The organism is Bacteroidota bacterium, from assembly GCA_016722565.1.
Taxonomy (GTDB): Bacteria; Bacteroidota; Bacteroidia; order 2-12-FULL-35-15; family 2-12-FULL-35-15; genus 2-12-FULL-35-15.
This window is the reverse complement of record JADKIU010000003.1, coordinates 394,086-407,966: the sequence shown is the minus strand read 5'-3', so window position 1 is coordinate 407,966 and position 13,881 is coordinate 394,086. Positions and strand designations below refer to the sequence as shown.

The following is a 13,881-nucleotide window of genomic DNA, read 5'->3' as shown; positions in this document are numbered from 1 at the left end:
AACTATTTTATCATCGCACCTTTTTTCCACTTGCGATATACTTTTTCATTTTTCTCGAGTGCTTCGTGAAAGGCACCGGCCCAGTATGTTTTCACGCTTCCTCCTTGCGGTCGGCCGGTAATTTTTTCTTGAAGAAATATTTTTTTTGTAGCCACATCAAACACAATGCAGTAGTAGGTTGCAATTTCTTCGATGCTATTGTAGCTTTCTACTAAATAAACCACACCAATTCCTTCGGTTGCAATGCCGTTAAATGATTTGATAATATCCGGAAAGGCCATGGTGTTTAGTGTGTAAGCATTTGAAAACGCTATGAGACTGTCGCTGTTATAACGCTGTCCTCTTGCTAAAACGGTATCAATATCAAAATAGATGTAATCTTTGTCAAATGCTTTTCCGATATCGTATTTTTCTCCTTCTTTCAATGGAATCATGTTCCAATCTTTAAAAAAATGTTTCACAACATAATCCGGTGTTTTATAAAAGTTGCCGTGAATACTTGGTTGGCCGATGAATTTGCAATGCGTAAAATCCAAGCCATACCATACCATTTGTTTTTGTGTAAAGATATCCTCGCTCGTGAATGTTTTTTGCGCCAGAAGATTCGAACAAAAAGAGCTGATAAAAATGAATAAAGCAAGGGTTGTTGTTTTCATCGGAAGAAGTGGAGTAGGTTTCTATTGATTGATTGTGGATAGTTTTTTTGCTTTCACCGGGTTTGCATACATGTTGATAAACAGGTTGAACAAGGATTGTTCTTCACCTTTTAATTTGCTTATTTTCTGTTTGATGTAGTGAATGAAATCGTTCTTTTCCTTTTCAGTGTAATGTGAACTGAATTCAGATGATTCATTCGCAATATCACAAGCGATGTAATTAACCGGCCAAACTTTATAATTGGCAGACAATTGTTCGTCAATACAATTAACGAGGTGTTTTATTTTATCATTTTCATTACTAATCTTTTCAATTTCTGCCAGTTCTGCATGAATGGGTTTTCCAACACTCATGTGAATACGGCCTTTGGGCTGAAGAATTCCGGTAAGGATGCTGTTTAAGTCTTCCCCAGGAGCTTTCACATATTTTGAATGTAATGAGGATAAATATAATTCTTGCACTTTTAAATCGTCACAAGGTTCATATTCGTAAGAGATGCTGAGCGGAACAATATTTAGTTGTCGGATGCTTTCCGTAAAATTTTTGCCTCCACTCATGTTTAACATTTTAATTAAACCGGTTTGGGTCATGTCATTTCCGTCCTTTGTTCTTCCGTTGCGCTGTGCAATCCATACCGAAACGTTTTTGTCGACAATAGTATGACGGATATAAGCAGATAATTTTTGAGAGATTTCATACAACTCGCGGCTGTTTCCTTCGCGCAATACGGTAAACATGCGGTTGAGTTTACCAAAATCGGTAATAAAATCACCTTGCATTAAATTGTTACCAAATGTAATTTCGCTGGTTTCAAAGCCGTGTTCTACCAATAAAATCTGAAGAATGGCAGAGTCTAATAAAATATCACGGTGGTTGGCAATGTACAAGTAGGCTTTTTTAGGATCTACATTTTCAAATCCATCGCAGGTTAGTCCGGTGGAAGAACGGGAAACAATTACACGAATGGCCTGATGCATAAATTCAAGCTGAAAGGCCATGTTGCTGGTTACTTTATCCGCTTTTGCAAAGGCCTCTTCCTGTGTCATGGTCGGCCAAAGATGATTCACCAACTTCATAAACAACGGGTCGTGCTGCAATCTTCGCATCACACCGCGTGCTTCATTGTCGTAATACGGACGAATATCTTCGAAATTGAATGTGTTGCTCATAGCTTCATTTTTCCTCCATTTAGGGGGAACTAAAAATACTAAATTTTGTGTAACAAAATGAATAAATAGCTTAAAAAATCAATGCCCTGAAACTACTATAATTACTATCTTTGTTGCACTATTAACGACTATGAATATTCTCACCCGATTCTTGCGCTGGTTATTTTACTCCTTTTTTGTAGTAATGGATGTTTTGTTGGTTTTATTGGTGTGGTTTATTATTACTGTAACCATTCAAACACCTGTTCCCAATCAACCGGAATTAATGTCGTTAAATCGTACCGAAGTTGCTCCTGATTTTATACATTAAAAAATAATTGGATCAAAAAAAGTGAAACAGGTTTGTGGGAAATATATGTGGAAGGGGATGGATTTGAGCGTGGTGTAATTGAAGGGAAGCTGAATAAAGAATTAGCAGAAAAACAGGAAATCGCGTTTGTCGATCAAATTAAAAAAATGATTCCTTCGCAAGGAATGCTGAATTACCTCAAGTTTTTTATTGCCTTTTTTAATCGGAATTTGGATGATTATATTCCAGAAGAATACAAGCTGGAAATTTATGGTGAATCACTTTCCGCTTCCGATCAGTTTGATTTTATTGCACCGAAATATTATCGAATGTTGAATTATCACGCGGCACATGATATTGGTCATGCGTTGCAAGATAAAAACATGACCGTGGGTTGTACTGCTTTTGGTGCCTGAACCACAAGATGGATATAAGTTGATGATGATTTCCTGGGCAGGAATGATTGGAACAGTTTCCGGAATGAATGAAAAAGGATTGACCGTCACCATTAATGCATCCAAATCGGAAATACCAACAGCGGCAGCCACCCCGATTTCCATTTTAGCGAGAGAAATATTGCAGTATGCAAAAAACATTGATGAAGCGTTTGCCATTGCTCAAAAACGTAAAACATTTGTATCCGAATCCATTTTGATTGGATCGCTTGCTGATAATAGAACAGCTACCATCGAAAAAACACCTTCCAAAACAGAACTGTATCGTTCGGAAAACTCTGATTACATCATTTGTGCCAATCATTATCAGGGAAAGGCTTTTGCAACAGATGCCGTGAATCTGACTAACATTGAAAAAAGTTCATCTAACTACCGCTTAAAACACTTAACACAATTAGTGAATGAAATACCGAAAATTTCAGTAAAAGATGCTGCCGCGATTTTGAGAAATCAAAAAGGAATGGATGGAAAAAATATTGGAATGGGAAATGAAAAAGCCTTGAATCAATTAATCGCCCATCACTCCGTCATTTTCAAGCCGGCTAAATTACAAGTTTGGATTTCCACTAATCCTTTTCAACTCGGACAATATGTCTGTTACGATTTAAATAAAGTATTTGCAGAAGCACCCGGTTTAAAAACAAAAAAAGAAGTGTATGAAAAGGAATTGAATGTTCCTGCAGATAGCTTTTTATATTCGAAAGAATTTGCAAAGTTTAAAGCTTGGAAGTTGATGAAAGAAGGATTTCAAGTTCGACATAAATACCATTTAAAAGATAACATAGATTCAAAAACTATTACTACTTTCATTGAGTCGAATGAAGAATATTGGGAAACGTATTTTATCTTAGGGAACTATTTTAAAGATGAAAAAAACATTTCAGAAGCATTGACGTATTATAATTTAGCATTAACAAAAGAGATTACGACTGTGCAGGATAGAGAAGCAGTTGAGAAAAGTATTGTGGAAGTTCAAGAAGTGAAAAAATGATCATAGGTATTGGAACAGACATAGCAGAAGTGCTCCGCATTAAAAAAAGCATTGAAAATAATAGCTTTAAGGAAAAGGTGTTTTCCAAAGTGGAGATTGCGTATTGTGAAACCAAAACGAATTTTGCGGAAAGTTTTGCGGCACGCTTTGCTGCGAAGGAAGCATTTTTTAAAGCATTGGGAACAGGCTGGAGAGGTGGAATGGCATTCAATGAAGTAGAAGTGGTGAACGATGAATTGGGGAAACCAACGTTGGTAATTGTTGGAACAACAGCCGAAATTATAAAAGAAAAAAATATCAAAACCATTCACGTTTCTTTGTCGCATGTTAAAGATATGGCAATGGCAACGGTAGTTTTGGAAGGGTAGTTAAACGTTTGAAAGTCCAATGTTTTAAAGTTGAGACTAGTGGTAGAAAAATAGAACAGATGTCAATTAAATAAAATAGTAAGTAAATAAATACATCCAGAACTTTGGACTTTCAAACTTTAAAATTTGAACTGATTATATGATCCCCATTATAGAAACCAAACCTTTAAAAGAACAAAAGTCGCACCAAGAGGCGCAATTGCCTGCTTTGTTGCAATATGTTTCTGAACGTTCAAAATTTTATTCCGAAGTATTTTTAAAAAATAACATTGATATTTCGAAGATTAAAACCTTGGAAGATTTACAACAGATTCCTGTTACCACCAAGGACGATATTCAAAATCGGAATGATGATTTTATTTGTGTGCCGCCAAGTAAAATCATCGACTACATCACTACTTCCGGGACATTGGGTGATCCGGTGTTGTTTCCGATGACCGACAAAGATTTAGACCGATTAGCCTATAATGAATGTATTTCATTTGAATGTGCTGATTCAACTTCGGATGATGTTTTTCAGTTAATGACCACCTTGGACAAACGCTTTATGGCCGGGTTGGCTTACTTTTTAGGAATCAGAAAATTGGGAGCCGGAGTTGTAAGAGTTGGAGGTGGAATTCCCGAATTGCAATGGGATACCATCAATCGTATTAATCCAACGGCATTTGTTACCGTTCCTTCTTTTTTATTAAAACTGATTGAATATGCCGAAGCAAACGGCATCGATTATAAAAACACTTCCATCAACAAAGCCATTTGTATTGGTGAATCGTTAAGAAATGAAGATTTTACACTCACAACGCTTGGGCAACGCATAAAAGACAAATGGGATATCAAATTGTATTCAACGTATGCGAGTACCGAAATGAGTGCTGCGTTTACGGAATGTTCAGCCGGAAAAGGCGGTCACCATCACCCCGAATTGGTGATTGTGGAATTTTTAGATGAAGACAATAAGCCAGTGGCAGAAGGTGAACCGGGTGAAGTAACTATTACTACGTTGGGTGTTGAAGGAATGCCATTGTTGCGTTTTAAAACGGGCGATTTATGTTCGCATTATTCAGAACCTTGTTCGTGTGGTAGAACAACCATTCGTTTGGGACCAATTGTGGGCAGAAGAAAACAAATGATTAAATACAAAGGAACTACATTATATCCACCAGCTTTGTATGATATTTTAAACAATATTGATGGTGTAATAAATTATGTTGTAGAAGTATTCACGAATGAAATTGGTACAGATGAAATTTTGATCCGTATCGGTTGTGATGTTGTTCCTGAAAATTTCGAAAAAGATATTAAAGACCACTTTCGAGCAAAATTACGTGTCGCTCCACAAGTGAAATTTGAGGATGTGGACGTGATCAATAAACTCCAATTTCCTGAATTAAGCAGAAAACCAGTTGTGTTTTTTGATAAGCGATAAAGGCTTTTCCATTAGCACTTCTATCAAAATTTTATTACATTTGCTCTGTATCAATAGGAAACTAAACTTTAAAAATAAAACACATGAAAAAATTAAAATTAATTGCAATTATTGGCTTTTTGGCCACTGCAGGAGCTGCAAGTGCTCAAAAAATTACCGAAGGAGACAAAGACCTTGCTTTTTTAAAAGGTGAAACGAAGTTCAACATCGAGTATGAGTATACTGATATGATGGTTGGTAAAAAAACTGAAAAAGAGTATTTAGACGAAAAAATTAAAAAAGGAAACGAAAAACAGCCAGGAAAGGGTGATCGTTGGGCTGAACAATGGAAAAATAATCGTGCATCCATGTATGAGCCAATGTTTGAAGAGTTAATCAATAAGCAATTGTTCAAAGGAAAAACCAATGCAACTGCTGCTAAAAATCAAAAAGATGCTAAATACACGATTCATGTGAAAGTACTTGTTACGGAGCCAGGTTTTAACTCTGTAGTACTGAAAGTGAATCCATATTGCAAATTTGAAATTTCTTGGGTAGAAACAGCAACAGGTAAAGTAATGGCAAAAGGTGAAACTACTGCTCAAGGTGTAAATATGGGTGGTAGCGATTGGGATTTCGATCCATCTAATTCTATTAAAGAATGCTATGCTAAAGCTGGTAAAACTGTTGGTGGCACTATGGCAAAAAAGATGAAGAAATAAGTGTTTACCCGAATTGCATTTAAATCCTGTTCCATGTATTTGGGGCGGGATTTTTTTTTATCTTGTAGTCTTAAACAATAAATTCTATTCAGTTATGAAAGCTCAACTGCTCTTTCCAATTATCGGATTGTTATTAATTGCAGAAACTGCTGTTTCTCAAAAAGGCCCTTATTCTATTAATCATTCATCTGAATTTGAAAGTCAAGATGGTTTACCTCTTTCACAAACGAATCCACTTGCAAATGGGGATATTTTGTTAACATATTCTAAGGGCGATAACTTGGAAAAGGTTGGATTTCAAGTTTTTTCAGGATTAACACTTTCGAATTCTAATTCACCAAAGCTAAAGGCTTTGTTTGATAATAAAAAGTCGTATTTCGAGCGAGTTGCGCTGACTACCAAAAAATCATTTGTAATTGTACGTGAAGTATTTAAAGATACGAAAACTGAAGGGTTGTCTGCTGTTGAATTTTCTTCTGCTTCTCTGGATGTAACCGGTGAACCTGTAAAACTTTTTCAAAGTTCCAGAGGAATTATTGGTGGCGGTTGGGGATACGGTATCACGAATTCCAATGATAAAACAAAATTGTTTTTTAAATATACGTTGCACAACCGCGAGCGAAAAAATGAATTGAATAAAGAGGAATATGGCTTTTACATGTATGATGAAAGTTTGAAACTGATTTGGGGTGGAGAGTATGAAATGCCTTATACGGAAGCACAAATGAGTACGGTCGATTATCAAGTATCGAATGACGGGAAGCTGTATTTTTTAATCAATGTGCGTGGTGCAGAAGGAAAAGAAGGGCATTTTGAAATTTTAGTGTATTCCAAAGACAAAAAGGATCCGAAAGTGATTGAATTAAAATTGGATGATTATATCTTGCGTGATACTTACATGTACGAAGACAAAGCGAACAATATTGTGGTGGCAGGGTTTTATTCTAAAATGGGAAACCCTTCCATTGATGGTGCATACATGGTGAAGTTGGATGTTGCGAATGGTAAGTTTTCTAAGTTGGGTGGCGGGTATTATGAAATTCCTTCTGATATTATTAAATCATTTATGACCGACAGACAAAAAGAAAAGTTGGAGAAAAAAGAGAAGAAAAACGAAGGGAATGATAAAAAAGATTTGGGCATTAATAACTTAGAAATTAAAAATATTCATTTTCTGGAAAATGGCTCAACGGTGATTGTTTCTGAAATTTATTATGTGGTAACTACAACACATTATAACGGTAAAACAACTACAACAACCTATGATACTTATGCGAATGATATTTTTGTATTTAGCATTGACCCTGCAGGTAATTTGGGTTGGATTAAAAAAATTCCGAAACGCCAGCATGAAGGCAGTGCATCCGGAACTGGAATCTCCTTTTCTTCAGCAGTAAAAGGGAACCATGTACATTTGTTTTATTTAGATCATATAGAGAATTTTACTTTGAAAGAAAACGAAGCACCCAAAGTGCATCAGAGTAGAAGAGGCGGATTCGTTGCCGGAATTGATATTAATGAAAAAGGGGAAGTGAAAAAATACAATTTGGGTGAAGCAGAGCAATATGAAACGAATTTGTATTGCCGCAATTTTATTGATGGTAAAAAAAATAACTTAATTGCAGTTGAGCGTAAAAAGAAAAAGAACATGCTTTTCTCAATTGAAATTAAATAACTTTTAATAGTTTAATATACGTTTAAATGAAGAAATTCTTTGTTGTTAAGATTGTATTTGCGTTCATCTTACTTTTTACAGGCAGTGTTTACGGTCAGTATGATTCGAATTATATGCCGCTAACGTCTTCAGGTTTATTGCCTGAAGAGTTTTTGAAAACGGCTCGTTCTATATCCGAAGAGGATATTAAAACGATTGGATATGGAACCGACCGTATGGCGAAGCAACAGTTTACCATTTCCAGCAACTACTTTTTGAGAGATTTGTTGTTAAGTGGTGATGTGTTGATTAATGATCCGCTAGGGAATTATGTGAATAAAGTTGCTGATGAGTTATTGAAAAATGATCCTGAACTCAGAAAACAGATTCATATTTATGTTACAAAGTCACCGGATGTGAATGCACATGCTTTCGACAAAGGGTTTATATTTATTAACGTTGGCTTGCTTGCACAATTGGAGAATGAGGCTCAATTGGCGTATGTACTTGCTCATGAAATTACGCATGTTGTAAAAAAACATTCTGTAAATCAATACATCGAAAATATAAAGCTGGACAAAGGAACAAGTTCTTATGAAACCGGCTCTTATGAAGCACGAAATATTGCTAAATATCGCTTTTCTCAAGACAATGAAACGGAGGCAGATGCGGAAGGGTTGGCAAGGATAAAGGAATCTCGTTACAGCGTGAAAGCATTAAATGGTGCGTTTGATGTATTGCAATATTCGTATTTGCCTTTTGAATTAGTTGATTTTAAAAAATCTTTTTTCGAAGATCAATATCTTATTTTACCGGATACTTTTTTTCTCAAGAAAACGGCTGAGATAAAATCAAATGATGATTACGATGATACCAAAAGTACACATCCAAATATTCGTAAGAGAAGAGGGGCTGTTGAGCCGGAATTAGCTGTTTTGGATGAAGCGAGTCGTAAGAAATACATTGTTTCAGAAGAAGAATTTAAGAAAGTCAGAGAAATTGCACGATTTGAATCCTGCCGTTTGTATTTGGTCGACAGAGATTATATCAATGCAATTTACGCATCGTATATCTTATTGGAAAAATATCCTGAAAATGTGTATCTGAAAAAGGTGGTAGCTAAAGCGCTTTACAATATCACAATTGCAGAGTCGTATAGCAACCGAAACAAATCAAAATACACATATAGTATTGCAAATAATGCCCGTTTAAGTTCTAAGTCGTATTCTATTCCTGATTATGAGAAAATTGAAGGGCCATCTCAACGTGTTTACTATCTATTGGATCAGCTGGATGCTAAAGAATTGAATACGTTGGCACTTTCTTATACCTATAAAGCGTACAAAAAAAATCCACAAGATCTTGTTTTGTCTGCGTTGACAGATAGTTTGTTTTCAGAATTGGTTAATTCGAATCAGTTGTATTTAAATGATTTTTCGAAAACAAGTAAGGCTCAACTACTGGCGTTGGATACCGTAAAAACTCCTGTTGAAACTGTTGATACAACTGCAGAAGAGAGTAAGTATTCAAAAATTAAAAAGCAACAGCAAAAGGTAGAAATTACAACCGATGAAAATTTTACAAAATATGCATTTGTTGGATTGTTAGAAGACGCTGAGTTTGTAAAACGTTTTACAAGAGCTTCGAAAGGCTTGACGCGAAAAGCGGAAGAGAAAAAAGATAATTTGACGTATAAAGAACGAAAAAAGCTGGAAGATCAAATTGCGAAAGAAAATAAAAACAAATACACCTTGTTAGGTATTGAAAAAGTATTGTTTTTAGAACCTTTTTACATGAAAGTGAAAACAGTGAATCGTGAAGAAATGATTAACTATTTTGAGTCGGAAGAAAAACAAGTGAAACTAGCTGAAATTCAAAAGAAGTGTGCGGATCGTTTGAAACTTAATTATGAAATGATAAGTACTAAAAATATGACGACCGCTGATATGGACCGTTATAATTTGAACAGCATCATGAATGATTGGCTCACCGAACGATTTAATCATGGCGATAATTCAGATGAAATGATTGTTGGTTCGGATGAAATAAAAACATTGATTGAAAAGTATGGGACTAAATATTTGGCGTGGACTGGAATCTACAATGAAAAAGGTAAAAAATCTCACAATACTTACTTTTTCATTTTATTCAATTTGGAAAATGGAGAAGTTATGAAGTATGAAACGCGTTATACGAAATCAAAAGACAATACAGATTTGGTTACATCCTTCGTTTATAATTCATTAATGCATGTTGCTAAAAAGCCGAAATAAATGAAATTAATATATAGTTTGCTATTTGTAGTATCAGCATTTGTCTCAAATGCACAAATTGCCGGTTATTTTGGTAAGCGTTGTGTTATCGGATACAGCAATTATTTTATGATTGCTCCCAAAGGTCCTGGTCCGTTAAATGCAAATCCATCTGATGAAGCGTCACCGACTTTAAATAATGTTCATTGTCTGAATCTGGAGTATGTGTACAAGGAACGAAAGATGGTATGTGTTTCTGCTCAATATCTGCTCACCGGAGTTGCCTATTCAAATGGCACGACCAATGGTACTTTTTTCGGAGAAATGTTTGGTAATGAGGATCAATATCCTTATCCGGGAGGGTATAAGTATGCCGGAAATTTCTCTAAGCCGGCATTGTTAAGATCAATCAATTTAAGTTTGGGTATTAAAACATTTAAGAAAGGGTTTATTCCCCCGGTTGGTAGATATAGAAAATTGGAAGTTCTTATGTTTTTTGAAAAGTTAAAATACGATTACAAGAATTTTGCTCACCCTGACCCCAATGATTATGACTTAACTGTGAAAGGAAGTTTGGGTGAAGGAGAATATACGTATAAAAATATTGCTTTTGCATGTACCTTCGGTTATCAAAGAATATTGAATGATAAAATTTCATTAGACTATGGAATTCGATTTGCGTATACACCGGCCTTAAATATTATTACCCTTGCTGCTGGTGATGAATATACAACGAATGTGACAGCTTATTTCAGACGAGAGTCGAATCTACGCATCGCCAGAGAACAGCTTATTAATGTTCATTTAGGAATTGGTTTTCTAGCATTTTAAAAAAGGATGAGAAAATTAACGCTATGTCTGTTTTTCTTGTTCGTTTTTTTTGGTGTATCCGGACAAACACCCGGTTATATGGGTAAGCGCTTTACCGTTGGATATTCAAACCTTCTATCCCCTAATTTTTTAAATTTTGCTTTTGATTACAAACTGAATCGTGCTGTATTAACACATTCGTTAAATGTAAATTATGTGATTAGTAAGCAACGCGAAATGTGCATTTCAGTTAGGTATTCGAACAGGAAAATTCGTACAAGCAGTTTCGATCCTGCCGGTGGATATAATGAGCTACCAGATTTTGAAAAACTTTCTACAATTGAATATTCCTTAGGTTTTAGACGATTTAACAAAGCAAAATTTGCCCCGTTGGGTGCTTATTCTAAATGGGATGGGCAGTTTATGATGTGCAAGATGAAATACAAAGACTATCTCGAATATGTGAGTACAGGATATGCAAGTAGTACATTGGTTTCTCAGCCTGGTGGAAGTTTTAATTTGAAAGGATTTGGATTTTCGTATTCCAGAGGTCGACAACGTGTTTTTGAACATAAGTATGTGGTCGATTTTGGAATCAGAGGTACATTAATGGTGATCTATTCTTCCGATCCACTCGACAATCATGAAAGTAATTTGTCGTCAGACGTTTCAGGTAGTTTAAATTTAAACCCGATTTTTAATGCATTTATCGGAATTGGCTTTTTAGCATTTTAATACGGATGAAGAAATTAAGTATTGTTTTTTTTCTTTTTATTTTTACCTGTTCCTTCGCCCAAGTTCCCGGATATATAGGAAAACGCGGAATCGTTTCTTATTCTGTTAAGTTTTTTCCAGCATTTTCAGGACCAACTGCACGAGCTACAAATAATGGGGAGTTTGAACCAGTAGGAATAAGTTCTTCTCATGGTTTAAATCTTGAATACGTCCATCATCGAAGAAAAGCGATTTGTTTGATGATTCAGTATGCAAGAACTGGAGTTGATTACACAGATGTTTTATATGTAAGGTATGATGGTGATAAAAAGAAACCTGCGGTATTAACTTCAATGGGGTTTGGGGTTGGAATAAAGTTATTCAAAAGAGCAAATTTTGCACCGTATGGTCCTTATGTAAAATGGGAAGCAATGATGTTTTCAAATACCGTTGCTTATGATCCCAATCATTGGAGTATACAGGATTCCAATTCGCCTACAGGTAGAACAACCGTAACTCAAGGCTCAGGAAAAATTTCGTTTGAGAAATTTGGAGTAGGATTTTCCTTTGGGAGACAACGAATTGTTGCGGATAAAATCGTAATTGACCGTGGAATTAAATTTATGCTCGCTCCTTCTGAAGGTTTTGGGAATACACAATCCATGTACTCCACAAAATCAATGTTTGAAACACATGGTGGATTGCGACTTATGAATCATCAGATTATTAACTTCCATATAGGAATCGGATTCCTTGCCTTTTAATCCGCTACTTTGTATCGGATTACTTTCCACAATAAATTTCTTTTTAAGATGGCAATGGATGTGATGAGACCTGAGAACATTGCCGCACCAACTCCAACACAAACAATGTCTTGCCCTGTTAAATAAAGATTTTTGTAATTTGTTCGTGGTCGTAATTGCATAAGATTGAACCGGGCAGGAGTATGTTCTAATCCATAAATTTCTCCCTGATCATAATTGGTAAAATGTTTGGTGGATAGTGGAGTAGACAGTTCACAAAGTTCAATGTTATCTTTGATATGTGGTAATGTTTGTAGTAGCTTGTCCAATAGAACTTTTTTTATTTCTTCCTTTCTTTTTTCGTAATCCTCACCACGCTTTTGCCATTTTCCATTTTCCCATTCTTGCATCCATTCAAACGGGAAGGATCCCAATACTTGTATCGTGGATGTTCCCGGGTGATTCTTTTGCCAATCGGGGTCTTTTGCGGAAGGGAATGAAATGTAGGAAATTGGCGAACTACTGTTTTTAGTTTTTAAATGATGTTCCTGCAGTTGGTCAATTTTATAATTGTCGAACAGCCAGATGTTGTATTTGGGTAATTTCAATTCTTCATCACTCGCATTTAAACCAACATAGATGCAGACATGCGAAACGGAAGGCTTGATTTTATTTAGTGCGATGCTGTTTTCGTCTTTTTGAATGTTTTTCGAAATGAGTTTGTTAAACGTATTGTGTGCACCTGCATTGCTGACAATGGTTGAGGCATACAATTGATCGCCATTCATCATTTCAACGCCAATTGCTTTGTTTTTTTCGATGATGATTTTTTTTACATCTGCTTTTATGGCAACAATACCGTTGTTTGCTTCAATAACATCAATTAAGCTTTTGTGAATGCTGGAAGCGCCACCAATGGGATAGTTTCCACCTTCAATAAAATGTTCGACAATCATACCATGGATAGCAAAGCTGCTTTCTTTTGGTGATAATCCATAGTTGCCACATTGTGCGCATAATACAGCAATCAGTTTTTCGTTGGAGGTGATGCTTCGCAAGATTTCATAAGTTGTTTTTTGCGAGTATTTATAAAACTTTCTCCGCATAAAATATCCCACTGTTTTGCTCAGCCACAATGGCATCGTTCGCTCCGAAAAAAAAGGGGTGTAATTCGCTCCGATTTCTTGCACTAAGTCATAATAGGTACGAATCGCTTTTTCATCATCTGGAAAATATTCAATCATTTGATTGATTTGATTTTCTCTTCCTTTTCTAAAATTGTAGGTTGTACCTTCTATTATGGTTTGATCATAAATATCTCCCATGTCCGCCCATTTTAATTTTCCATCAGAGATGTAATCAAATGTTTTGCGCATGAGATTATTTTTCAGATTTACTTGTCCAACATAATGAACACCAACATCCCATTCAAATTTTTTACGTTTGAAAGTATGTGTAAATCCGCCAGGGACATAATGCTTTTCAAGCACCAATACCTTTTTTCCGGCTTTTGCGAGAAATACTGCAGTGGTTAACCCTCCAACTCCAGATCCAATAATAATGGCATCGTAAGTAGATTTTGTTAAATCGGAGGAGTATAGATTTTTCATGTTTGCTTATCGCAGAACTAAGATAGTCGTATTTATGGCTAA

General features: G+C 35.6%; 14 protein-coding genes. 11 read left to right on the top strand and 3 right to left on the bottom strand.

What is annotated here, in order from left to right; genetic code table 11:
- Positions 1-2 precede the first annotated feature (2 nt).
- Together IPP64_12910 and IPP64_12905 are read right to left on the bottom strand one after the other, a co-directional pair.
- The gene (locus IPP64_12910; GenBank protein ID MBL0330289.1) at positions 3-656 is read right to left on the bottom strand and encodes a hypothetical protein; all 654 of its coding nucleotides are present in this window, start codon (positions 654-656) and stop codon (positions 3-5) included.
- Between the two features lie 21 nt (positions 657-677).
- Positions 678-1,826: an acyltransferase gene (locus IPP64_12905; protein ID MBL0330288.1), complete on the bottom strand. Its 1,149-nt coding sequence runs from the start codon at positions 1,824-1,826 to the stop codon at positions 678-680.
- 130 nt (positions 1,827-1,956) lie between these two features.
- Between IPP64_12905 and IPP64_12900 the strand changes: the two genes are divergently transcribed.
- The 11 genes from IPP64_12900 (at position 1,957) to IPP64_12850 (ending at position 12,250) form a co-directional block, all read left to right on the top strand.
- On the top strand, positions 1,957-2,136 hold the full coding sequence (locus tag IPP64_12900) for a hypothetical protein (protein MBL0330287.1): 180 nt from the start codon (positions 1,957-1,959) through the stop codon (positions 2,134-2,136).
- A gap of 32 nt (positions 2,137-2,168) precedes the next feature.
- Complete coding sequence (locus tag IPP64_12895) at positions 2,169-2,531, top strand: hypothetical protein (GenBank protein MBL0330286.1); 363 nt, start codon at positions 2,169-2,171, stop codon at positions 2,529-2,531.
- A complete protein-coding gene (locus IPP64_12890; GenBank protein MBL0330285.1) occupies positions 2,524-3,561 on the top strand; it encodes a hypothetical protein in 1,038 nt (345 codons plus the stop codon). Before IPP64_12895 ends, IPP64_12890 begins: the two co-directional genes overlap by 8 nt.
- A complete protein-coding gene (locus IPP64_12885) occupies positions 3,558-3,929 on the top strand; it encodes a holo-ACP synthase (GenBank protein ID MBL0330284.1) in 372 nt (123 codons plus the stop codon). The genes IPP64_12890 and IPP64_12885 overlap by 4 nt, the downstream gene beginning before the upstream one ends.
- Positions 3,930-4,068: 139 nt before the next feature.
- On the top strand, positions 4,069-5,355 hold the full coding sequence (locus IPP64_12880; GenBank protein MBL0330283.1) for an AMP-binding protein: 1,287 nt from the start codon (positions 4,069-4,071) through the stop codon (positions 5,353-5,355).
- An 83-nt stretch (positions 5,356-5,438) separates the two neighbouring features.
- On the top strand, positions 5,439-6,056 hold the full coding sequence (locus IPP64_12875) for a hypothetical protein (protein ID MBL0330282.1): 618 nt from the start codon (positions 5,439-5,441) through the stop codon (positions 6,054-6,056).
- A gap of 94 nt (positions 6,057-6,150) precedes the next feature.
- Positions 6,151-7,731 carry a hypothetical protein gene (locus tag IPP64_12870; protein MBL0330281.1) on the top strand — a complete coding sequence of 527 codons (1,581 nt, stop codon included), beginning with the start codon at positions 6,151-6,153 and terminating at the stop codon, positions 7,729-7,731.
- A 26-nt stretch (positions 7,732-7,757) separates the two neighbouring features.
- Positions 7,758-9,983: a M48 family metallopeptidase gene (locus IPP64_12865; protein ID MBL0330280.1), complete on the top strand. Its 2,226-nt coding sequence runs from the start codon at positions 7,758-7,760 to the stop codon at positions 9,981-9,983.
- The gene (locus IPP64_12860; GenBank protein MBL0330279.1) at positions 9,984-10,793 is read left to right on the top strand and encodes a hypothetical protein; all 810 of its coding nucleotides are present in this window, start codon (positions 9,984-9,986) and stop codon (positions 10,791-10,793) included. It begins immediately after the preceding gene.
- 6 nt (positions 10,794-10,799) lie between these two features.
- Positions 10,800-11,507: a hypothetical protein gene (locus IPP64_12855; protein ID MBL0330278.1), complete on the top strand. Its 708-nt coding sequence runs from the start codon at positions 10,800-10,802 to the stop codon at positions 11,505-11,507.
- A 5-nt stretch (positions 11,508-11,512) separates the two neighbouring features.
- Positions 11,513-12,250 carry a hypothetical protein gene (locus tag IPP64_12850; protein ID MBL0330277.1) on the top strand — a complete coding sequence of 246 codons (738 nt, stop codon included), beginning with the start codon at positions 11,513-11,515 and terminating at the stop codon, positions 12,248-12,250.
- Here IPP64_12850 and IPP64_12845 read toward each other — a convergent pair.
- Entirely contained in the window at positions 12,247-13,839 is a 1,593-nt protein-coding gene (locus IPP64_12845) for an NAD(P)/FAD-dependent oxidoreductase (protein MBL0330276.1), read from the bottom strand. The genes IPP64_12850 and IPP64_12845 overlap by 4 nt on opposite strands.
- Positions 13,840-13,881: the final 42 nt, after the last annotated feature.

Coding starts and splice junctions, on each gene's coding strand:
- IPP64_12910 (MBL0330289.1), bottom strand. CDS start 656: ATGAAAACAACAACCCTTGCTTTATTCATTTTTATCAGCTCTTTTTGT.
- IPP64_12905 (MBL0330288.1), bottom strand. CDS start 1,826: ATGAGCAACACATTCAATTTCGAAGATATTCGTCCGTATTACGACAAT.
- IPP64_12900 (MBL0330287.1), top strand. CDS start 1,957: ATGAATATTCTCACCCGATTCTTGCGCTGGTTATTTTACTCCTTTTTT.
- IPP64_12885 (MBL0330284.1), top strand. CDS start 3,558: ATGATCATAGGTATTGGAACAGACATAGCAGAAGTGCTCCGCATTAAA.
- IPP64_12880 (MBL0330283.1), top strand. CDS start 4,069: ATGATCCCCATTATAGAAACCAAACCTTTAAAAGAACAAAAGTCGCAC.
- IPP64_12875 (MBL0330282.1), top strand. CDS start 5,439: ATGAAAAAATTAAAATTAATTGCAATTATTGGCTTTTTGGCCACTGCA.
- IPP64_12870 (MBL0330281.1), top strand. CDS start 6,151: ATGAAAGCTCAACTGCTCTTTCCAATTATCGGATTGTTATTAATTGCA.
- IPP64_12865 (MBL0330280.1), top strand. CDS start 7,758: ATGAAGAAATTCTTTGTTGTTAAGATTGTATTTGCGTTCATCTTACTT.
- IPP64_12860 (MBL0330279.1), top strand. CDS start 9,984: ATGAAATTAATATATAGTTTGCTATTTGTAGTATCAGCATTTGTCTCA.
- IPP64_12855 (MBL0330278.1), top strand. CDS start 10,800: ATGAGAAAATTAACGCTATGTCTGTTTTTCTTGTTCGTTTTTTTTGGT.
- IPP64_12850 (MBL0330277.1), top strand. CDS start 11,513: ATGAAGAAATTAAGTATTGTTTTTTTTCTTTTTATTTTTACCTGTTCC.
- IPP64_12845 (MBL0330276.1), bottom strand. CDS start 13,839: ATGAAAAATCTATACTCCTCCGATTTAACAAAATCTACTTACGATGCC.